The sequence below is a fragment of the Streptomyces crystallinus genome (assembly GCF_039521265.1).
Classification (GTDB): domain Bacteria; phylum Actinomycetota; class Actinomycetes; order Streptomycetales; family Streptomycetaceae; genus Streptomyces; species Streptomyces crystallinus.
Genome location: NZ_BAAACA010000015.1, coordinates 96,686 through 117,113, shown reverse-complemented (window position 1 = coordinate 117,113; position 20,428 = coordinate 96,686). Strand labels below are relative to the sequence as shown.

The following is a 20,428-nucleotide window of genomic DNA, read 5'->3' as shown; positions in this document are numbered from 1 at the left end:
AAACCGGTCAGATACACCGCGAGGCCCGACCCAGTTCACCTTCCGTTCATCCAGGTTGCTTACGTTCGTCCAACCACTGACGTCGAACGATTGCCTGGGTAAATGGAACACATCACGCTGCTGCTCGCCATTGTGGTCGTGACAGCTCTAGTGTTCGATTTCACGAACGGTTTCCATGACACCGCCAACGCGATGGCCACCACCATCTCGACCGGCGCCCTGAAGCCCAAAGCCGCGGTCGCCATGTCCGCCGCACTCAACCTGGTCGGCGCGTTCCTGTCGGTGGAGGTCGCCAAGACGATCTCCGGCGGGATCATCAACGAGAAGGGCCTCAGAACAGAGGTCATCTTCGCGGCGCTCGTCGGCGCCATCCTCTGGAACCTGGTGACCTGGCTGCTCGGCCTGCCGTCCAGCTCGTCCCACGCCCTGTTCGGCGGTCTGATCGGCGCGGCCGTGATGTCGGCCGGCTGGTCCTCGGTCAACGGCTCGACCGTCGTCACCAAGGTGCTGCTGCCCGCCGTCGCCGCCCCGATCGTCGCGGGCGTCGCCTCGATGCTGGCCACGCGGCTGACGTACCGGATCAACCGCGGCACCGACGAGAAGGCCACCGCCAAGGGCTACCGGGCCGGGCAGATCGCCTCCGCCGGTCTCGTCTCGCTCGCCCACGGCACCAACGACGCGCAGAAGACCATGGGCATCATCACGCTCGCCCTGGTCACCGGCGGTGTGCTGCACCCGGGCGCCAACCCCCCGATGTGGGTCATCGTCTCGGCCGGCCTGGCCATCGCCATGGGCACGTACCTCGGCGGCTGGCGCATCATCCGCACCATGGGCAAGGGCCTGACCGAACTGGCTCCGCCGCAGGGCTTCGCCGCCCAGTCCGGCGCCGCGACCGTCATCCTGGCCTCCTCGCACCTCGGCTTCTCGCTCTCCACCACCCAGGTCTGCTCCGGCTCCGTCATGGGCGCCGGCCTCGGCCGCAAGGGCGGTGTGGTCCGCTGGTCCACCGCGACCCGGATGTTCGTCGCCTGGGGTCTGACCCTGCCCGCCGCGGGTCTGGTCGGCGCCGGCGCCGAGTTCCTCACCGGCCAGGGCACCTGGGGCATCGTCCTGGTGGCGGTCCTGCTGGTCGCGGGCTCCGGCTTCATCTGGAAGCTGTCGCGCCGCTCGCCGGTCGACCACAACGACGTCACCGCCGCCCCGGCCGCGAGCGAGCTCCCGGCCGAGCCCGCGGGTGTCGTCACCACCGCGATCGCCGCCGTCACCCCGCCCCCGACCGTCGCCGCCGTGGCCGCCGACCTGACGGCCACCATCCCGGCCCCGGCCCCGGTGGCCCCCGCCGACCCGGCCCGCCCGGCTGCCGTCTGACCCGGCCGCGCACTCCGAAGGAATCGTCATGCACATCGACTGGCAAGCTCTCGGCACCGTCTTCGGTGTCAGCCTCATCGTCACCGTCGGCCTGGTGGGCCTGTTCACCGTCGGGATCGTCGGCCTCAGCAAGCAGCAGTCGGCCGCGGCCGGCAAGGGCAACGTCATGGTGGCCCGCACCACCGCCTACCTCTGCTTCGCGCTCTGCGCGGCGGCCGTCGCGTACGGCATCAACCTGATCGTCGCCAAGTAGTCCGGCCACCCGGCCGCACGCGCTCCCGAACCGCCCCCCGGCCCTGCCGGGGGGCGGTTCGCTGTGTGCCTGCGCACACTCTCCCGTCGCAGGTCAGCAGCGAGTTGACGGGCGTTCGCGGGCGTGGTGGACTGCCCGAGCCATTACGGCGGCAGAAGAGGAAGCCGGTGCGAATCCGGCGCGGTCCCGCCACTGTCATCGGGGAATCATCCCCGTGAGCCAGGAACTCTCACCGCCGGTCGACGTCGTACCAGGGCGCGGACACCCTGAGTGAGGACATACCGCCATGCGCGCCTGCCTGTTGCCGGCACCCCCCGGACGTACCGGAGCTCCCCTCGGCGTTGCGGCGGGCTGATCCCATGCGTGCCGATCGCACTTTCGCGTACGGCGCCACCGCCGGTCTCCTCGGCGACCTGCTCCTCGGCGACCCCCGCCGCGGACACCCGGTCGCCGCGTTCGGCCGTGCCGCGGCGGCCGTGGAGCGCGCGCTGTGGCGTGACCACCGGGGCTGGGGCGCGCTGCACACCGCCGTGTGCGCCGGAGGCGCCGCGGGCGCCGCGCTGCTCGCCACCCGTGCCGTACGCCACCGCCCCGCCGCCTCCGTCGCGCTGACCGCCGCCGCCACCTGGGCCGTGGTGGGCGGCACTTCGCTGGGCCGGGAGGCCCGGGCGATCGGCGCGGCCCTGGAAGCCGGGGACGTCGAGGCGGCCCGGGCGCGGCTGCCGCACCTGTGCGGGCGCGACCCGCAGGCCCTGGACGCGCCCGGCATCGCGCGCGCGGTCGTCGAGTCCGTCGCCGAGAACACCTCGGACGCCGTGGTGGGCGCGCTGGTGTGGGGAGCGCTCGCGGGGGTGCCGGGGCTGGTCGGCTTCCGGGCGGTCAACACGCTGGACGCGATGGTGGGTCACCGCTCGCCGCGCCATCTGCGGTACGGGTGGGCCTCGGCGCGCCTCGACGACGTGGCGGGCTGGCCGGGCGCCCGGCTCACCGCCGCGCTCGCGGTGGCCGCCGGGGGCTCGCCGCGCGCCGCCACGCGCGCGTGGCGCGAGGACGCGGACAGGCACCCGAGCCCCAACGCCGGTCCGGTGGAGGCGTCGTTCGCGGGGGCGCTCGGCGTACGGCTCGGCGGCACCCTCTCCTACGGCGGCCGTGTCGAGCACCGGCCGGTGCTGAACGGGGGCGGCCGGGCGGTGGAGGTCGCGGACATCGAGCGGGCGGTGCGGCTGTCGCGCCGGGTGGGCTGGCTCGCGCTGGGCGTGGCCATCGCGGTGAGGAAGGTACGGACATGAGTGGCGGACTGCTGGTCGCGGGCACCACGTCGGACGCCGGCAAGAGCGTCGTCACCGCCGGGATCTGCCGGTGGCTGGTGCGCCGGGGCGTGAAGGTCGCCCCCTTCAAGGGACAGAACATGTCCCTCAACTCCTTCGTCACCCGCGAGGGCGCGGAGATCGGGCGCGCGCAGGCGATGCAGGCGCAGGCGGCGCGCGTCGAGCCGTCCGCGCTGATGAACCCCGTGCTGCTCAAGCCGGGGAGCGACCGGTCGAGCCAGGTCGTACTCATGGGCAAGCCGGTGGGTGAACTGAGCGCCAGCGGCTACCACGGCGGACGCCAGGAAGCGCTTCTGGGCACCGTCGTGGACTGCCTGGAGCGGCTGCGGGGCACATATGACGCCGTGATCTGCGAGGGGGCGGGCAGTCCGGCCGAGATCAACCTGCGGCGCACCGACATCGTCAACATGGGCATCGCGCGCGCCGCGAGGCTCCCGGTGGTGGTGGTCGGCGACATCGACCGGGGCGGGGTGTTCGCCTCGTTCTTCGGTACGACGGCGCTGCTGAGCCCCGAGGACCAGACCCTGGTCGCCGGGTACATCGTCAACAAGTTCCGCGGCGACGTCTCGCTGCTCGAACCCGGCATCGACATGCTGCGCGGGCTCACCGGGCGCCACACGTACGGGATCCTGCCGTTCGCGCACGGGCTCGGCATCGACGAGGAGGACGGCCTGCGGGTGTCCCTGCGCGGCGCCGTGCGCGAGTCGGTGGTGGCGCCGCCGGTGGGCGAGGACGTGCTGCGGGTCGCGGTCTGCGCGATCCCGCTGATGTCCAACTTCACCGACGTGGACGCCCTCGCCGCCGAACCGGGCGTGGTCGTGCGGTTCGTGGACCGGCCCGAGGAGCTGGCCGACGCGGATCTGGTCGTCGTGCCGGGAACCCGGGGCACGGTCCGGGCGTTGGAATGGCTGAGGGAACGGGGGCTGGCGCGGGAGCTGGCGCGCAGGGCGGCCGAGGGGCGTCCGGTGCTGGGGATCTGCGGCGGGTTCCAGGTGCTCGGCGAGCACATCGAGGACGAGGTCGAGTCACGGGCGGGTTCCGTGACGGGTCTCGGACTGCTGCCCGTACGGGTGCGGTTCGCGGCCGAGAAGACACTTGCACGGCCGACCGGTGAGGCGCTGGGCGAGCGCGTGGAGGGATACGAGATCCACCACGGCGTCGCCGACGTGCTGGGCGGGGAAGCCTTCTTGGACGGATGCCGGGTCGGTGCGGTCTGGGGGACGCACTGGCACGGGTCACTTGAGAGCGACGGATTCAGGCGACGGTTCCTGGAGCTGGTGGCGAGCGCCGCGGGACGGCGTTTCGTGCCCGCCCCGGACACGTCGTTCGGCGCGCTGCGCGAGGAGCAGCTGGACCGCCTCGGCGACCTCATCGAAGAACACGCGGACACGGACGCGCTCATGCGGCTCATCGAGCAGGGCGCGCCCGCAGGACTTCCCTTCATCGCACCTGGAGCACCCGCATGAGCACTGTGCTGTTGTTGTCGACCGCCGACACGGATCTGCTGGCGGCCTGGGCCTCCGGGGCGCCCTTCCGGATCGGCAACCCGACCCGTATCGACGTGGCCGAGGAGCTGCCCGCGCTGATCGAGGGCGCGTCGGTGGCCGTCGTGCGCCTGCTCGGCGGCAAGCGCGCCTGGGAGGACGGGCTCGCCGCGCTGAAGGCGTCCGGGATCCCCACGGTGCTGCTGGGCGGCGAGACCGTGCCGGACGCGGAGCTGATGGCCGAGTCCTCGGTCCCGGCCGGAGTGGTCGCCGAGGCCCTGCGCTATCTGGTCGAGGGCGGCCCCGGCAACCTGGTGGAGCTGTCCCGGTTCCTCTCCGACACCGTGCTGCTGACCGGTGTGGGCTTCGCCGAGCCGCAGAAGATGCCCGAGTGGGGCGTGCACGGCACGCGCGCGTACGTGGCGGGCCGCCCCACCGTCGGCGTGCTCTTCTACCGCGCCCACGAGCTCTCCGGCAACACCGCCTTCGTCGACGTCCTGTGCGACAGCATCGAGGCCCAGGGCGCCAACGCCCTCCCGGTGTACGTGGGTTCGCTGCGCGGCGCCGAGCCCGCGCTCTACGAGACGCTGGGCAAGGCGGACGCGCTGATCGCCACCGTGCTCGCGGCGGGCGGCACCACCGCCTCGCAGGCGAGCGCGGGCGGCGACGAGGAGGCGTGGGACATCGGCGCCCTGGCCGAGCTGAACGTGCCGGTGCTGCAAGGCCTCTGCCTCACCTCCTCCAAGGCCGCCTGGGAGGCCTCGGACGCCGCGCTCTCCCCCATGGACGCGGCGATGCAGGTCGCCATCCCGGAGTTCGACGGCCGGCTGATCACCGTCCCGTTCTCCTTCAAGGAGCAGGGCCCGGACGACGTCCCGGTCTACGCCGCCGACCCCGAGCGGGCCTCGCGGGTCGCCGGGATCGCGGTGCGCCACGCCCGTCTGAAGCACAAGCCGAACGCGGAGAAGAAGCTCGCCCTGGTCTTCACCGCGTACCCGACCAAGCACTCCCGGGTGGGCAACGCGGTGGGCCTGGACACACCCGCCTCCGCCGTGCGCGTCCTGGACGCCCTGCGGGACGCCGGTTACGTGGTGGAGGGCCACCCGGACAACGGCGACGAGCTGATCCACCGGCTGATCAACGCCGGCGGCCACGACGTGGAGTGGCTCACCGAGGAGCAGCTGGCGGCCGCCCCCGCGCGCGTGCCGCTCGCGGACTACCGCGCCTGGTTCGAGAAGCTGGAGCCCGAGCTGCGCGACGGCATGCTGGAGCACTGGGGCGAGCCCCCGGGCCAGTTGTACGTGGACGGCGACGAGATCGTGCTCGCCTCCCTCCAGTTCGGCAACGTCGTGGTGATGATCCAGCCGCCGCGCGGCTTCGGCGAGAACCCGATCGCGATCTACCACGACCCGGACATGCCGCCCTCGCACCACTACATGGCGGCTTACCGCTGGCTGGAGAACAGTTTCGGCGCCGACGCGATCGTCCACATGGGCAAGCACGGCACCATGGAGTGGCTGCCCGGCAAGGGCCTCGGGCTGTCCTCCGGCTGCGGCCCGGACGCGGTCCTGGGCGATCTGCCGCTGGTCTACCCGTTCATCGTCAACGACCCGGGCGAGGGCACCCAGGCCAAGCGGCGCGGCCACGCCACGGTCGTGGACCACCTGGTGCCGCCGATGGCCCGCGCCGACACCTACGGCGACCTGGCCAAGCTGGAGCAACTCCTCGACGAGTACGCCCTGGTGAGCGATCTCGACCCGACGAAGGCCCCGGCCGTGCGGGCCCAGATCTGGACGCTGGTGAAGGCTGCTGAGCTCCACCACGACCTGCATGTCGACGAGCAGCCGGACGACGGCGACTTCGACGAGTTCGTCATGCACATCGACGGCTATCTGTGCGAGATCAAGGACGTCCAGATCCGCGACGGCCTGCACATCCTGGGCGGCGGCCCCGAGGCCGAGCCCCGGGTGAACCTGGTGCTCGCGGTGCTGCGCGCCTCCCAGGTGTGGGGCGGCCAGGCCAACGCGCTGCCCGGGCTGCGCGCCTCGCTCGCCGAGCACTTCGGCTTGGTGGAGAAGGAGCTGCTGGCCGAGCCGGGCGCGCCGGTGAAGGTGGCGGTGGAGCTCAGCGACCTGGTCGACGGCCCCGCGCGCACGGCGGCCGACGCGATCGACCTCCTGGAGCAGCTGTGCCGCCGCCTCGCGGAGGGCATGGAGGAGCGCGACTGGGCCACCCCGGCGTGCGGCCCGCTGGTGAGCGAGGTCCTGGGCGCCGAGCTCGCCCCGGCCGTGGCGGTCCTGGAGTTCGCCTGCCGCGAGGTGGTGCCGCGCCTGGCGCGCACGACGGACGAGATCACCCACATCCTGCGGGCCCTGGACGGCGGCTATGTCCCGGCGGGGCCGTCCGGCTCCCCCACCCGGGGCCTGGTCAACGTCCTGCCGACCGGCCGCAACTTCTACTCGGTCGACCCCAAGGCCATCCCGTCCAGGCTGAGTTGGGAGGTCGGCCAGGCGCTGGCGGACTCGCTGGTGCAGCGCTACCTCGCGGACACCGGCGCGTACCCGAAGTCGGTGGGCCTCACCGTGTGGGGCACCTCCGCGATGCGCACCCAGGGCGACGACATCGCGGAGATCCTGGCGCTGCTGGGCTGCCGCCCGGTCTGGGACGAGGCCTCCCGCCGGGTCACCGGCTTCGAGGTGGTCCCGGTCGCGGAGCTGGGCCGTCCCCGCATCGATGTCACCGTCCGCATCTCCGGCTTCTTCCGGGACGCGTTCCCGCACGTGGTCGGCCTGATCGACGACGCGGTGCGGACGGTGGCGGAGCTGGACGAGCCGGCCGAGTCCAACTACGTACGGGCGCACGCCGACGAGGACACCGCCGAGCACGGCGACCGCCGCCGCGCCACGGCCCGTATCTTCGGCTCCAAGCCGGGGGCGTACGGGGCGGGCCTGCTCCCCCTGATCGACGCGCGCAACTGGCGCTCGGACGCGGACCTCGCCGAGGTGTACGCGGTGTGGGGCGGCTACGCGTACGGGCGGGGCCTCGACGGGCGCGCGGCGCGCGGCGACATGGAGACGGCGTTCCGGCGGATCGCGGTGGCGGCGAAGAACGTCGACACCCGCGAGCACGACCTGGTGGACGCCGACGACTACTTCCAGTACCACGGCGGCATGGTCGCCATGGTCCGCCATCTGACGGGCGAGTCGCCCGAGGCGTACGTGGGCGACTCGGCCACCCCGGACCAGGTCAAGACCCGCACCCTGGGCGAGGAGACCCACCGCGTCTTCCGCGCGCGCGTGGTCAACCCGCGCTGGATGGCGGCGATGCGGCGCCACGGCTACAAGGGCGCCTTCGAGATGGCCGCGACCGTGGACTACCTGTTCGGGTACGACGCGACGGCGGGCGTGGTCGACGACTGGATGTACGAGAAGCTCAGCGCGGAGTACGTGTTCGACGAGACGAACCGGGACTTCATGAAGAAGTCCAACCCCTGGGCGCTGCGCGGCATCACGGAGCGGCTCCTCGAGGCGGCCGACCGCGGCCTGTGGGCCGAACCGGACGCGGAGACGCTGGAGCAGCTCCGCGCGACCTATCTGCAGCTCGAAGGCGACCTGGAGGGTGACGACGCATGAGCACGCCTTATCCGTTCACCGCGATCGTCGGTCAGGACGACCTGCGTCTCGCGTTGCTGCTGAACGCGGTGTCACCGGCAGTGGGCGGTGTCCTCGTCCGGGGCGAGAAGGGCACCGCGAAGTCGACCGCCGTGCGGGCGCTCTCCGCGCTGCTGCCCGAGGTCGACGTGGTCACGGGCTGCCGGTTCTCCTGTGACCCGGCCGCGCCCGACCCGGCGTGCCCGGACGGGCCGCACGAGGCCGGGACGGGGGCCGCGCGGGCCGCGCGGATGGTGGAGCTGCCGGTCGGTGCCTCCGAGGACCGCCTCGTCGGCGCGCTCGACATCGAGCGGGCGCTCGCCGAGGGCGTGAAGGCCTTCGAGCCCGGCCTGCTGGCCCACGCCCACCGCGGGATCCTCTATGTGGACGAGGTCAACCTCCTCCACGACCACCTGGTCGACCTCCTGCTCGACGCCGCCGCCATGGGCGCCTCGTACGTGGAGCGCGAGGGCGTGTCCGTACGGCACGCGGCGCGGTTCCTGCTGGTGGGCACCATGAACCCGGAAGAGGGCGAGCTGCGGCCGCAGCTCCTCGACCGGTTCGGGCTGACCGTGGAGGTCTCGGCCTCCCGTGAGCCCGACCAGCGGGTCGAGGTGGTCCGCCGGCGCCTGGCGTACGACGACGGGCCGGCGGCCTTCGCGGCGCGCTGGGCCGGCGAGGAGAGCGCGGTACGGGCGCGCATCGTCGCGGCGCGTGCGCTGCTCCCCCAGGTGCGGCTCGGGGACGGCGCGCTGCGCCAGATCGCGGCCACCTGCGCGGCCTTCGAGGTCGACGGCATGCGGGCCGACATCGTGATGGCGCGCACCGCCACGGCGCTGGCGGCGTGGGCGGGGCGTACGGACGTGCTCGCCGAGGACGTCCGGCAGGCGGCGCTGCTGGCGCTGCCGCACCGGCGCCGGCGCAACCCCTTCGACGCCCCGGGTCTGGACGAGGACAAGCTCGACGACACCCTCCAGGAGTTCGGGGACTCGGGCGAGGACGACGACCCGGATCCGGACGGGCCGGGCGGCGGAGGCGGACAGCCCCCGCAGGACGGCGGCCCGACGCCGGACGCCGGCCCGACGCCGGACGCCGGCGCGGGCGACACCCCCGCGCGCCCCGAGGCGGGCGAGGGCGGCGAGCCGCAGGCGTCCGGCGGCGGCGAGCAGCAGGCCGCCCGGGCGGGCGAGCCGTTCCGTACGAAGATGCTGAGCGTGCCGGGCCTGGGCGAGGGCGCGGCCGGGCGCCGCTCACGGGCCCGCACGGCGCACGGGCGCACCACCGGCGCCCGCCGCCCGCAGGGCGCCCTCACCAAGCTGCACCTGGCGGCGACGGTCCAGGCGGCCGCGCCGCACCAGCGGGCGCGCGGGCGTTCGGGGCGCGGCCTGGTGGTGCGGCGCGACGATCTGCGCCAGGCGACCCGGGAGGGCCGCGAGGGCAATCTGGTGCTCTTCGTCGTCGACGCCTCCGGCTCGATGGCGGCCCGCCAGCGGATGGGTGCGGTCAAGGGCGCGGTGCTCTCGCTGCTGCTCGACGCCTACCAGCGGCGCGACAAGGTCGGCCTGATCACCTTCCGGGGCAAGGACGCGGAGGTGGCCCTGCCGCCGACGTCGTCGGTGGACGCGGCGGCGGCCCGGCTGGAGACGCTGCCGACGGGCGGGCGCACCCCGCTCGCGGCCGGGCTGCTCAAGGCGCACGACGTGCTGCGGGTGGAGCGGATGCGCGACCCGTCGCGCCGGCCGCTGCTCGTGGTGGTGACGGACGGGCGGGCCACCGGTGGCGTGGACCCGGTGGCGCTGGCGGGCCGCTCGGCCCGGCTGCTCGCGGCCGAGGGCGTGGCCTCGGTGGTCGTGGACTGCGAGGCGGGCCCGGTGCGCCTGGGGCTGGCTGCGGAGCTGGCGCGCGAGCTGGGCGGCCCGGCGGTGACGCTCGACGAGCTGCGGGCGGACTCGATCGCCGGTCTGGTCAAGGACGTGCAAGGGACTTCGAGGAGGGCCGCCTGATGCCGCAGGGACAGCCGAGTGTGGTGCCGGAGGACGGCCTGACGACACGTCAGCGCCGTAACCGGCCGCTGGTCGTGGTGCACACGGGCATCGGCAAGGGCAAGTCGACGGCCGCGTTCGGGCTCGCGCTGCGGGCCTGGAACCAGGGCTGGCCGATCGGGGTGTTCCAGTTCGTCAAGTCGGCGAAGTGGAAGGTCGGCGAGGAGAACGCGCTGAAGGTGCTGGGCGCCTCCGGCGAGGGCGGCAGCGTCGACTGGCACAAGATGGGCGAGGGCTGGTCGTGGGTCCAGCGCGACGCGCAGCTCGACAACGAGGAGAAGGCCCGCGAGGGCTGGGAGCAGGTCAAGCGGGACCTGGCGGCCGAGACGTACAAGCTCTACGTGCTCGACGAGTTCGCCTACCCCATGCACTGGGGCTGGGTGGACACGGACGAGGTCGTCGCGGTGCTGCGGGACCGCCCGGGCACCCAGCACGTGGTGATCACGGGGCGCAACGCGCCGGAGAAGCTGGTGGACTTCGCCGATCTGGTGACCGACATGTCCAAGGTCAAGCACCCGATGGACGCCGGTCAGAAGGGGCAGCGGGGTATCGAGTGGTAGCACGTCTCGTCATCGCGGCCCCCTCGTCGGGCAGCGGGAAGACCACGGTCGCGACGGGCCTGATGGCCGCGCTCGCCGCGACCGGGCTGACCGTGTCCCCGCACAAGGTCGGCCCCGACTACATCGACCCCGGCTACCACGCCCTGGCGACGGGGCGGCCGGGGCGCAACCTCGACGCGTATCTGTGCGGGGAGTCCCTGGTGGCTCCGCTGTTCGCGCACGGGGCGCGCGGGTGCGACATCGCGGTGGTCGAGGGCGTGATGGGGCTGTACGACGGGGCGGCCGGGCTCGGTGAGCTGGCCTCCACCGCCCAGGTGGCGAAGCTGCTGCGGGCACCGGTGGTACTGGTCGTCGACGCGTCCTCGCAGTCGCGGTCGGTGGCGGCGCTGGTGCACGGGTTCGCGTCCTGGGACCCCGAGGTGCGGATCGGCGGGGTGATCCTCAACAAGGTCGCCTCGGACCGGCACGAGGCGCTGCTGCGTTCGGCGCTGGACGAGTCGGGGGTGCCGGTGCTGGGCGCGCTGCGGCGCGCCGCCCCCGTCTCGACGCCGTCGCGCCACCTGGGCCTCGTGCCGGTCGCCGAGCGGCGGGCGGACGCGGTGGCCGCCGTGGCGGCGATGGCGGAGCAGGTGCGGGGCGGGTGCGATCTGGCCGCGCTGGTGGGGTTGGCGCGGTCGGCGCCGCCGCTGGGGTGCGAGCCGTGGGACGCGGCGGCGGTGTTGTTCCCCCACCCCGCCCCTTCCCCGAACCCTCCGGGGGTGGGTGGGGGTGAAGGCGGTTACCCGGGGGCTGCGCCCCCGGACCCCGAGCGGGGCCTGCGGCCCCTGCACCCCGCTTCGGGGCTCCGCCCCGGGCCCCGCTCCTCACACGCCGGAGGGGCTGGAGGTGCCCTTGAGGGGCGCGGGGAACTGCGCGACCAGCCACCGACTGCCCGCAGACGAACACCGGGTTCAGGGCCGCGCCCCGTCGTCGCCCTCGCCGGTGGCCCCGCCTTCACCTTCTCGTACGCCGAGCACGGTGAGCTCCTGGCCGCCGCCGGGGCCGACGTCGTCGTGTTCGATCCGCTGCGGGACGAGCAACTGCCGCCGGAGACGGCCGGGATCGTCATCGGTGGCGGCTTCCCCGAGGTGTACGCCGCCGAGCTCAGTGCCAACGAGCCGCTGCGCAAGGCCGTCGGCGAGCTCGCGCGCTCCGGGGCGCCCGTCGCCGCCGAGTGCGCCGGGCTGCTCTATCTGGCCCGGTCGCTCGACGGGCAGCCGATGTGCGGCGTCCTGGACGCCGACGCGCGGATGTCGGAACGGCTGACACTCGGGTACCGCGAGGCCGTGGCCGTGGGCGACAGTTGCCTGGCCGAGGCCGGAACCCGGCTGCGCGGGCACGAGTTCCACCGGACCGTCCTCGACCCGGGGGCGGGGCCCGCGCCCGCGTGGGGGCTGGTGCACCCGGAGCGCCGGGTCGAAGGGTTCGTACAACAGGGCGTGCACGCGAGCTATCTGCATACGCACTGGGCCGCTCGGCCCACCATCGCCCGTCGGTTCGTGGAGAGGTGTGCCGGATGAGCAGGCTGGTCGGAGTCGGAGTCGGGCCCGGGGACCCGGAGTTGGTGACCGTCAAGGGCGTCAAGGCGCTCCAGGGCGCCGACGCCGTGGTCGTGCCCGTGATGGACACGGGCGAGCGCGGGCGTGCCGAGGCGACCGTGCTCCACTACGTGGCCGGCGCCAAGGTCGTCCGGGTCGTCTTCGCGCTCAACGAGCGGTCCGACCGGGGCCGGCGCGAGGCCGCCTGGGACGCGGCGGGCGAGCAGGTCGCGGAGCTGCTGCGCGCCCACGAGAGCGTCGCCTTCGCCACCATCGGCGACCCCAATGTGTACTCGACGTTCACCTACCTCGCCCAGACGATCACCGAGCTGGTGCCGGGCACCGAGATCGCGACCGTGCCCGGGATCACCGCGATGCAGGACCTCGCCGCGCGTTCGGGCGCCGTGCTCACGGAGGGGACGGAGCCGCTCACCCTGGTCCCGGTCACCGCCGGGGCGACTGTGCTCAAGGACGCGCTGGAGGGGCCGGGCACGGTGGTGGCGTACAAGTTCGGCCGCCAGGCGGGCGAGGTGGCGGCGGCGCTGCGGGCGACCGGCCGGATCGACGACGCGGTGTGGGGCTCGGCGCTGGGCCTGGACGAGGAGTTCATCAGCCCGGCCGCCGAGCTCGACGGCGGCGCCCTCCCGTATCTGTCCACGCTCATCGCGCCCGCCCGGCGCGAGGGCGGCCGCGGCGGCAAGCTGTGACCCCGCCGCCGAGCCCGCCCCGGGCGCCGCGCTCACCCCGCGATGCCCACGACCAGCCAGATGAAGGCCACGCCCGCGACCGTGCAGAGCAGGGTCGAGCGGGCGGGGTGGTCGTGGTGCGCCTCGGGCAGGATCTCGGCGGCGGCCAGATACAGCAGCACCCCGCCGAAGAAACCCAGATAGCTTCCGAGCAGCTCGGCCGGAAGGGTGAACAGCAGCGTCGAGGCGGCGCCGACCATCGGCGCGAGCGCGTCCGCGACGAGCATGGCGACGGCCTTGCGCTTCTCGTTCCCGTACAGGCTGGTGATCGTGTAGGTGTTGAAGCCGTCGGCAAAGTCGTGGGTGATCACGGCGACCGCCACGGCCGCGCCCATCCCGCCGCCCACCTGGAACGCGGCGCCGATCGCGATGCCGTCCATCAGGCTGTGCCCGACCATCGCCGCGGCGGCCGTCAGGCCCACCTGCGGCGCCCTCTCGTCCGCCCCGTGGGCCGCCCGGCGCACCGCCAGCAGGCGTTCCACCAGGTGGCCGAGGAGGAAGCCGCCGACGAAGAGCAGCAGCGCGGCGGGTACGCCGAAGACCTCGTCGCCGGCCGCCTCCAGCGCCTCCGGCAGCAGGTCGAGCCCGACCACCCCGAGCATCAGCCCGCCCGCGAGCCCCAGCACGAGATGGCGCCGGTCGGTGACGCGCTGGGCCGTCCAGCCGCCGACCAGTGTCATCAGGAACGCGCCGAGCGCCACGAACACCGCCATGCGCCCTTGCTAACCGACTGACCCACCCCCGCGCATTTCGCTTTACCGACTGTGTGACGTACGAGAGGACCCCTCCCATGGCCGATGCCCCCACCGGCAGGCTGACCGTCGTCGGCGCCGGCCCCGGCGCCGCCGATCTGCTGACGTTCCGCGCCGCCCGCGCGATCGCCGAGGCCGATGTGGTCATCTGGGCCGCGAGCCTGGTGCAGGCCGAGGTCCTGGACCACGCGCGCGAAGGCGCCGAGATCCTGGACTCGGCGGCGATGTCCCTGGAGGACGTCGTCGCTGTGTACGAGCGGGCCGCCCGCGAGGGGCTGAAGGTCGCCCGTATCCACTCCGGCGACCCGGCGCTGTGGGGCGGCACCCAGGAGCAGCTGGACCGCGTCGAGGGCCTGGGCCTCGAGGTCGAAGTCATCCCGGGCGTCTCGTCGTTCTCGGCGGTCGCGGCGATCGCCCGGCGCGAGCTGACCATCCCGGAGATAGCGCAGTCCGTGATCCTCACCCGGCTCGGCGGCGGCAAGACGCCGATGCCGCCGGGCGAGGAGGTCCGCGAGTTCGCGCGGCACGGCACCACCATGGCGGTCTTCCTGTCGGCGGCCCGCTCCGGCCAGCTGGTGGAGGAGCTCCTGGAGGGCGGCTATCCGACCTCGACGCCGGTCGTGGTGGCGTACCAGGCGACCTGGCCCGAGGAGCTGGTGCTGCGCTGCACGATCGGCACGCTGGAGGAGACGGTCAAGGAGCACAAGCTCTGGAAGCACACGCTCTTCCTGGTCGGCCCGGCCCTCTCGGCCTCCGGCACCCGCTCGCACCTCTACCACCCGGGCCACTTCCACGGCTTCCGCCGCGCGGACCCGGTGGCCCGGCGCGCGCTGAAGGCCGAGAACGCCGAGAAGACGGAGCGCTCCCCGTCATGATCACCGTCATCGGTACGGGGACGGGCGCGCCGCTGGCCCCGGACGCCCTGGAGGCGTTGGCCGAGGCCACGCTGGTGACCGGCGCCGCCCGCCATCTGGCGGCGGCCGAGATCCCGCCCGGCGCCAAGCAGGTGGTGCTGGGGCCGCTGGCGCCCGCCCTCGACGCCATCGCCGAGCACCGCGAGCGGGGCGGCCGGGTCGTGGTGCTGGCCTCCGGGGACCCCGGCTTCTTCGGGATCGTGCGGGCGCTGGCCGAGCGGTTCGGGCCACGGGAGCTGGACGTACGGCCGGGGACCGCCTCGGTGGCGGTCGCCTTCGCCCGCCTCGGGCTGCCCTGGGACGACGCGCTGGTGGTCAGCGCGCACGGCCGGGACCTGCGGACGGCCGCCAACGTGTGCCGCGCGCACCCCAAGACCGCCGTGCTGACCGGGCCCGGCGCCGGGCCCGCCGAGCTGGGCGCGGAGCTCGCCCGCCGGGCGCCCGAGCGGATCCTGGTGGTGGCCTCGGCACTGGGCGACCCTCGGCGGGAGCGGCTGGTGCGGGTGACCCCGGCCGAGGCCGCGGCCCGGGAGTGGGACGCGGTCAGCGTGATCGTCTGCCTGGACGAGGAGAAGGCGCTCTCGCCGCTGCGCACGGTCGCGGGAGGCCGGACCACGCCCGAGCGCTGGGCGCTGGAGGAGAGCGCGTTCGCCCACCGCGACTCGATGATCACCAAGGCGGAGGTACGGGCGCTCGCGCTGGCCCGGATCGGTCCCCGGCTGGGCGATCTGGTCTGGGACATAGGGGCCGGGTCGGGCTCGGTGGCCGTGGAGTGCGCCCGGTTCGGGGCGGCGGCGGTCGCGGTCGAGAAGACCGCCGAGGGCTGCGAGCACGTCCGGGCCAACGCCTCGGCGCACGGCGTGGACGTCCGGGTGGTGCACGGCGCGGCGCCCACGGTCCTGTCGGATCTCACGGATCCGGACGCGGTGTTCATCGGCGGGGGCGGCCGTGAGCTGCCCGCGATCGTGACCGCGTGCGCCCGGCGGGCCCGGCGCTCGGTCGTGGTGGCGCTGGCCGCCCTCGACCGCGTCCCGGCGGTCCGGGTGGCGCTGGCCGGGGCCGGTCTGGAGACCGACGGGGTGCTGCTCCAGGCGTCCCGGCTGGCCCCGCTGCCCGGTGACGTGACCCGGCTCGCCGCCACCAACCCCGTCTTCCTGCTGTGGGGCGACCGCCCCGCACCCCCTGCTGTATCGGTTGTCGAAGGAGCTGTTCAGTGATCGGCCTGATCTCCGCCACCGCGGCGGGCGCCGTAGCCCGCGACCGGCTGGCCGCGGCCTGGCCCGGCCGGGTCCGGGTGTACGAAGGACCCGTGCGGGAGGCCGTGGAGCGGGCCTTCGCGGAGTGCGACCAGCTGGTGTGCTTCCTCGCCACCGGCGCGACCGTCCGGCTGCTCGCCCCGCTCCTCGCGGACAAGGCCTCCGACCCCGGTGTGGTCTGCGTGGACGAGGCCGGGCGCTTCGCGGTGTCGCTGCTCGGGGGCCACGGCGGCGGCGCCAACGCGCTCGCCGGCGAGGTCGCCGAAGTCCTCGGCGCCACGCCGGTGGTGACCACCGCGACGGACGCGGTGGGCGTGCCGGGCCTGGACACCCTGGGCCTGCCGGTCGAGGGCGCGGTGGCGGCGGTCTCCCGGGCGATCCTGGACGGCTCGCCGGTGGCCCTGCGGGCGGACGGCGTGTGGCCGCTGCCGGCGCTCCCGGCCCAGGTGCGCCCCGACGCCGAGGGCTCCGCCGCTCTCCACATCACCGACCGGCTGCTCGAACTCGGCCCGGACGAGGCCGTGCTGCGCCCGAAGTCGCTGGTCGTCGGGGTCGGCGCCTCCAAGGGCGCCCCCGTCGACGAGGTGCTCGGGCTCATCGGGGAGGCGCTCGCGGACGCCGGTCTCAGCCCGCTGAGCGTGGCCGAACTGGCCACCGTGGACGCGAAGTCCGAGGAGCCGGGGATCGTGGCGGCCGCCTCCCGGCTCGGGGTGCCGCTCACCACGTACAGCGCGGAGGAGCTCGCCGGGATCGCCGTTCCCAACCCCTCGGACGCGCCGCTCGACGCGGTCGGCACGCCGAGCGTGGCGGAGGCGGCGGCGCTGGCGGGCGGCGGTGAACTCCTGGTGCCCAAGCGGAAGTCGAGCCCCGAGGGGCGTGCCGCGATGGCCACCTGCGCCGTGGTGCGGCGTCCCGCGCGCGGGCGGCTGGCGGTCGTCGGGCTCGGCCCCGGCGCCCGCGACCTGCTCACCCCGCGCGCCAAGGACGAGCTGCGCCGGGCCTCGGTGCTCGTCGGCCTCGACCAGTACGTGGACCAGATCCGCGATCTGCTGCGGCCCGGCACCACGGTGCTGGAGTCGGGGCTCGGCGCCGAGGAGGAGCGGGCCCGTACCGCCGTGGCGCAGGCGCGCGCCGGGCACGCGGTCGCGCTGATCGGCTCGGGCGACGCGGGGGTGTACGCGATGGCCTCGCCCGCGCTCGCCGAGGCCGCCGACGACATCGAGGTGGTGGGCGTGCCGGGCGTGACGGCCGCGCTGGCCGCCGCCGCGATCCTGGGCGCGCCGCTGGGGCACGACCACGTCTCCATCTCGCTCTCGGACCTGCACACGCCGTGGGAGGTCATCGAGCGCCGGGTACGGGCGGCGGCCGAGGCGGACATCGTGGTCACCTTCTACAACCCGCGCAGCCGGGGCCGCGACTGGCAGCTGCCCAAGGCGCTCGGCATCCTCGCCGAGCACCGCGCCGCGCACACCCCGGTCGGCGTGGTGCGCAACGCCTCGCGCCCCGACGAGAGCAGCCGGCTGACCACGCTCGGCGCGCTGGATGCGGCGACCGTGGACATGATGACGGTGGTGACCGTGGGCAACACGGCCACCCGCGAGATCGCCGGCCGCATGGTGACCCCGCGCGGCTACCGGTGGCAGACCGGCACCGCCGAGGAGGCCTCGTGAACCGGCCCTGGGAGCGTACGGTCCACCCCATCGAGGTGGAGTCGTACCGGCGGATGCGCGCCCGCCTCGACACCTCGCACCTCGCGCCGCTGACCAGGGCCGTGGTGGAGCGGGTCGTCCACTCCGCCGCCGACCTCGGCTATGCCGCGGACCTCGTCATGGACGAGGACTGCCTGGTGAAGGCCCATGCGGCGCTGCACGCCGGGGCGCCGGTCGTCACCGACGTGGAGATGGTCGCGGCCGGCATCACCCGGCGCGAGACCGTCTGCCGGCTGCGGGACGCCGAGTCCGGCCCCGGGCTGACGCGTTCGGCGCACGCCATCCGCCTGGCGTACGAGGAGGTCGGCCCCGGCGCGCTCTGGGTGATCGGCAACGCGCCCACCGCCCTGGAGGAGCTCCTCACGCTCGACACCGCGCCCGCGCTGGTGATCGGGCTGCCGGTCGGCTTCGTCGGAGCCGTCGAGTCCAAGCAGGCGCTCCGCGAGAGCGGTCTGCCCGCCGTCAGCAATGTTTCCGAGAAGGGCGGCTCGGCGGTGGCCTCCGCCGCGCTCAACGCCCTTCTGTACCACCCCCTCACCGAGGAGAACCAGTGACCACCCCCCAGACCAAGCCCGCCCTGCTCATCGCCGGGCACGGCACCCGGGACGACGCCGGGGCCGAGGCGTTCCGCGCGTTCGTCGAGGAGCTCGGGCGCCGCAACCCCGAACTGCCCGTCGCGGGCGGCTTCATCGAGCTGTCCCCGCCGCCGCTGGGCGAGGCCGTCACCTCACTGGTGGAGCGCGGGGTGAAACGGTTCGCTGCGGTGCCGCTGATGCTGGTGTCCGCCGGACACGCCAAGGGCGACATCCCGGCCGCGCTCACCCGCGAGAAGGAGCGCCACCCCGGTATCTCGTACACCTACGGGCGCCCGCTCGGCCCGCACCCGTCGCTGCTCGCGGTCCTGGAGCGCCGGGTCGACGAGGTCATCGGCGACCTCGACCGCTCCGAGGTGACGGTCCTGCTCGTCGGCCGCGGCTCCACCGACCCGGACGCCAACTCCGAGGTCCACAAGGCGGCCCGGCTGTTCTGGGAGGGGCGCGGTTACGCGGGCGTGGAGACCGCGTTCGTCTCGCTCGCGGCGCCGGACGTGCCGTCCGGTCTGGACCGCTGCGAGAAGCTGGGCGCCCGCCGGATCGTGGTCCTGCCGTACTTCCTGTTCACCGGCATCCTGCCGGACCGGGTGCGGGAGCAGACCGAGGAGTGGGCGGCCGCGCACCCCGAGCTCGACGTCCGTTCCGCCGAGGTCATCGGCGCGGCCGAGGAGCTGCACGCGCTGGTCCTGGAGCGGTACGAGGAGGCGGTGAAGGGGGATCTGCGGATGAACTGCGACTCCTGCGTCTACCGGATCGCGCTGCCCGGCTTCGAGGACAAGGTGGGAATGCCCCAGCAGCCCCACTTCCACCCGGACGACGACGGCCACCATCATCACCACCATGGCAGCCATGCGCACGCACATCACTGAGCACGATCTGCGCCACCACGGTGACGCGGAGGTCCGTGACGGCGGCGAGGGTCTGACCGACCTCGCCGTCAACGTACGGACGGGCACTCCCCCGGAGTGGCTGCGGGAGCGGATCGCCGCCTCCCTGACCGGGCTCGCCGCCTACCCCGACGGGCGGGCGGCGCGCGCGGCGGTCGCGGCGCGGCACGGGCTGCCGGTGGAGCGGGTGCTGCTCACGGCGGGGGCGGCGGAGGCGTTCGTGCTGCTCGCGCGGGCGCTGCCGTTCCGCCGTCCCGTGGTGGTGCACCCGCAGTTCACCGAGCCCGAGGCGGCGCTGCGGGACGCGGGGCACTCGGTGCGGCGGGTGCTGCTGCGGCCGGAGGACGGCTTCCGGCTCGACCCGGCGGCGGTCCCCGAGGAGGCGGACCTGGTGGTGGTGGGCAACCCCACCAACCCCACGTCGGTCCTCCACCCGCGGGGAGTCCTGGCCGCGCTCGCCCGGCCCGGGCGGACGCTGGTCGTGGACGAGGCGTTCATGGACGCGGTGCCGGGTGAGCGGGAGGCGCTGGCGGGGCGTACGGACGTGCCGGGTCTGGTGGTCCTGCGCAGCCTCACCAAGACCTGGGGTCTGGCGGGTCTGCGGATCGGCTATGTCCTGGCCGAGCCGTCCGTGGTGGACGCGCTGTCCCGGGCCCAGCCCCTGTGGCCCGTCTCCACGCCCGCCCTGGTGGCGGCGGAGGCGTGCGTCTCGCCCCGGGCGCTGGCGGAGGCGGAGGAGGCGGCGCGCCGCCTCGCCGCGGACCGGGCGCATCTGGTGGCGGGGCTGGGGGAGTTCGAGGAGGTACGGGTGGTGGGGGCGGCGGAGGGGCCGTTCGTACTGGTCCGTACGGGGGCGGCGGTCGCGGTGCGGGCGCGTCTTCGGGGGCTGGGGTTTCTGGCCCGTCGGGGCGATACGTTTCCGGGGCTGGGGCCGGAGTGGCTGCGGCTCGCGGTGCGGGATCGGGGGACGACGAATCGGTTCTTGCAGGCGTTGGATCAGGCGTTGACGCTGACGTCGGGCTGACCGGGAGCGGCTCCCCCACCCCGCCCCTTCCCTAAACCCTCCGGGGGTGAGGGCGGGGGCTGAGGGCGCACTTTCCCGGGGGCTGCGCCCCCGGACCCCCTTTTCGGCACGGGCGTTGTCTGCGGGCCGGTGGGGGCTGGTCGCGCAGTTCCCCGCGCCCCTGAAAGGACGGGGCCTGCGGCCCCTGTCCTGCCCCGGGCGCCGAAGGCGCCTTCAGGGGCGCGGGGAACTGCGCGACCAGCCACAGACAACCCGCAGACAAAGACCGGGCCGATCAGGGGCGCG

Annotated in this window: 16 protein-coding genes and 1 riboswitch; of the genes, 15 read left to right on the top strand and 1 reads right to left on the bottom strand. The window is 74.4% G+C overall.

All coding sequences use genetic code 11. From position 1 onward, the window contains the following. The first annotated feature begins 102 nt into the window (after window positions 1-102). The 9 genes from ABD236_RS15920 (at window position 103) to cobI (ending at window position 12,969) form a co-directional block, all read left to right on the top strand. On the top strand, window positions 103-1,368 hold the full coding sequence (locus ABD236_RS15920) for an inorganic phosphate transporter (RefSeq protein ID WP_344074345.1): 1,266 nt from the start codon (window positions 103-105) through the stop codon (window positions 1,366-1,368). Between the two features lie 28 nt (window positions 1,369-1,396). Next, a complete protein-coding gene (locus ABD236_RS15915; protein WP_344074344.1) occupies window positions 1,397-1,621 on the top strand; it encodes a hypothetical protein in 225 nt (74 codons plus the stop codon). A 110-nt stretch (window positions 1,622-1,731) separates the two neighbouring features. Beyond that, window positions 1,732-1,870: riboswitch (cobalamin riboswitch) on the top strand. A 110-nt stretch (window positions 1,871-1,980) separates the two neighbouring features. After that, window positions 1,981-2,910, top strand: coding sequence for a cobalamin biosynthesis protein (locus ABD236_RS15910; RefSeq protein WP_344074343.1), 930 nt, complete (start codon window positions 1,981-1,983; stop codon window positions 2,908-2,910). Further along, window positions 2,907-4,415, top strand: a complete 1,509-nt coding sequence (locus ABD236_RS15905) for a cobyric acid synthase (RefSeq protein ID WP_344074342.1) — start codon at window positions 2,907-2,909, stop codon at window positions 4,413-4,415. Before ABD236_RS15910 ends, ABD236_RS15905 begins: the two co-directional genes overlap by 4 nt. After that, complete coding sequence (gene cobN, locus ABD236_RS15900; RefSeq protein ID WP_344074341.1) at window positions 4,412-8,065, top strand: cobaltochelatase subunit CobN; 3,654 nt, start codon at window positions 4,412-4,414, stop codon at window positions 8,063-8,065. The genes ABD236_RS15905 and cobN overlap by 4 nt, the downstream gene beginning before the upstream one ends. Next, a complete protein-coding gene (locus ABD236_RS15895; protein WP_344074340.1) occupies window positions 8,062-10,086 on the top strand; it encodes a putative cobaltochelatase in 2,025 nt (674 codons plus the stop codon). The genes cobN and ABD236_RS15895 overlap by 4 nt, the downstream gene beginning before the upstream one ends. After that, entirely contained in the window at window positions 10,086-10,685 is a 600-nt protein-coding gene (gene cobO / locus ABD236_RS15890) for a cob(I)yrinic acid a,c-diamide adenosyltransferase (protein WP_344074339.1), read from the top strand. The genes ABD236_RS15895 and cobO overlap by 1 nt, the downstream gene beginning before the upstream one ends. Beyond that, a complete protein-coding gene (locus ABD236_RS15885) occupies window positions 10,679-12,244 on the top strand; it encodes a cobyrinic acid a,c-diamide synthase CobB (protein WP_344074338.1) in 1,566 nt (521 codons plus the stop codon). Before cobO ends, ABD236_RS15885 begins: the two co-directional genes overlap by 7 nt. Continuing rightward, a complete protein-coding gene (gene cobI / locus ABD236_RS15880) occupies window positions 12,241-12,969 on the top strand; it encodes a precorrin-2 C(20)-methyltransferase (protein WP_344074337.1) in 729 nt (242 codons plus the stop codon). The genes ABD236_RS15885 and cobI overlap by 4 nt, the downstream gene beginning before the upstream one ends. Before the next feature lie 32 nt (window positions 12,970-13,001). On the opposite strand, the gene ABD236_RS15875 is transcribed toward cobI, so the two are convergent. Then, on the bottom strand, window positions 13,002-13,721 hold the full coding sequence (locus ABD236_RS15875; RefSeq protein WP_344074336.1) for a ZIP family metal transporter: 720 nt from the start codon (window positions 13,719-13,721) through the stop codon (window positions 13,002-13,004). A 77-nt stretch (window positions 13,722-13,798) separates the two neighbouring features. Between ABD236_RS15875 and cobM the strand changes: the two genes are divergently transcribed. Genes cobM through cobC form a run of 6 tightly spaced genes read left to right on the top strand, consistent with a single transcriptional unit; the run spans window position 13,799 to window position 20,143 of the window. Next, window positions 13,799-14,635, top strand: a complete 837-nt coding sequence (cobM, locus tag ABD236_RS15870; protein ID WP_344074335.1) for a precorrin-4 C(11)-methyltransferase — start codon at window positions 13,799-13,801, stop codon at window positions 14,633-14,635. Next, complete coding sequence (cbiE, locus tag ABD236_RS15865; RefSeq protein ID WP_344074334.1) at window positions 14,632-15,891, top strand: precorrin-6y C5,15-methyltransferase (decarboxylating) subunit CbiE; 1,260 nt, start codon at window positions 14,632-14,634, stop codon at window positions 15,889-15,891. The genes cobM and cbiE overlap by 4 nt, the downstream gene beginning before the upstream one ends. Then, window positions 15,888-17,600: a precorrin-3B C(17)-methyltransferase gene (cobJ, locus tag ABD236_RS15860; protein ID WP_344074333.1), complete on the top strand. Its 1,713-nt coding sequence runs from the start codon at window positions 15,888-15,890 to the stop codon at window positions 17,598-17,600. Before cbiE ends, cobJ begins: the two co-directional genes overlap by 4 nt. 53 nt (window positions 17,601-17,653) lie before the next feature. Then, window positions 17,654-18,193, top strand: coding sequence for a precorrin-8X methylmutase (locus tag ABD236_RS15855; protein WP_425543881.1), 540 nt, complete (start codon window positions 17,654-17,656; stop codon window positions 18,191-18,193). Then, window positions 18,190-19,101: a sirohydrochlorin chelatase gene (locus tag ABD236_RS15850; RefSeq protein ID WP_344074331.1), complete on the top strand. Its 912-nt coding sequence runs from the start codon at window positions 18,190-18,192 to the stop codon at window positions 19,099-19,101. Before ABD236_RS15855 ends, ABD236_RS15850 begins: the two co-directional genes overlap by 4 nt. Then, window positions 19,073-20,143: an Rv2231c family histidinol phosphate aminotransferase CobC gene (gene cobC / locus ABD236_RS15845; RefSeq protein WP_344074330.1), complete on the top strand. Its 1,071-nt coding sequence runs from the start codon at window positions 19,073-19,075 to the stop codon at window positions 20,141-20,143. The genes ABD236_RS15850 and cobC overlap by 29 nt, the downstream gene beginning before the upstream one ends. Window positions 20,144-20,428 lie beyond the last annotated feature (285 nt).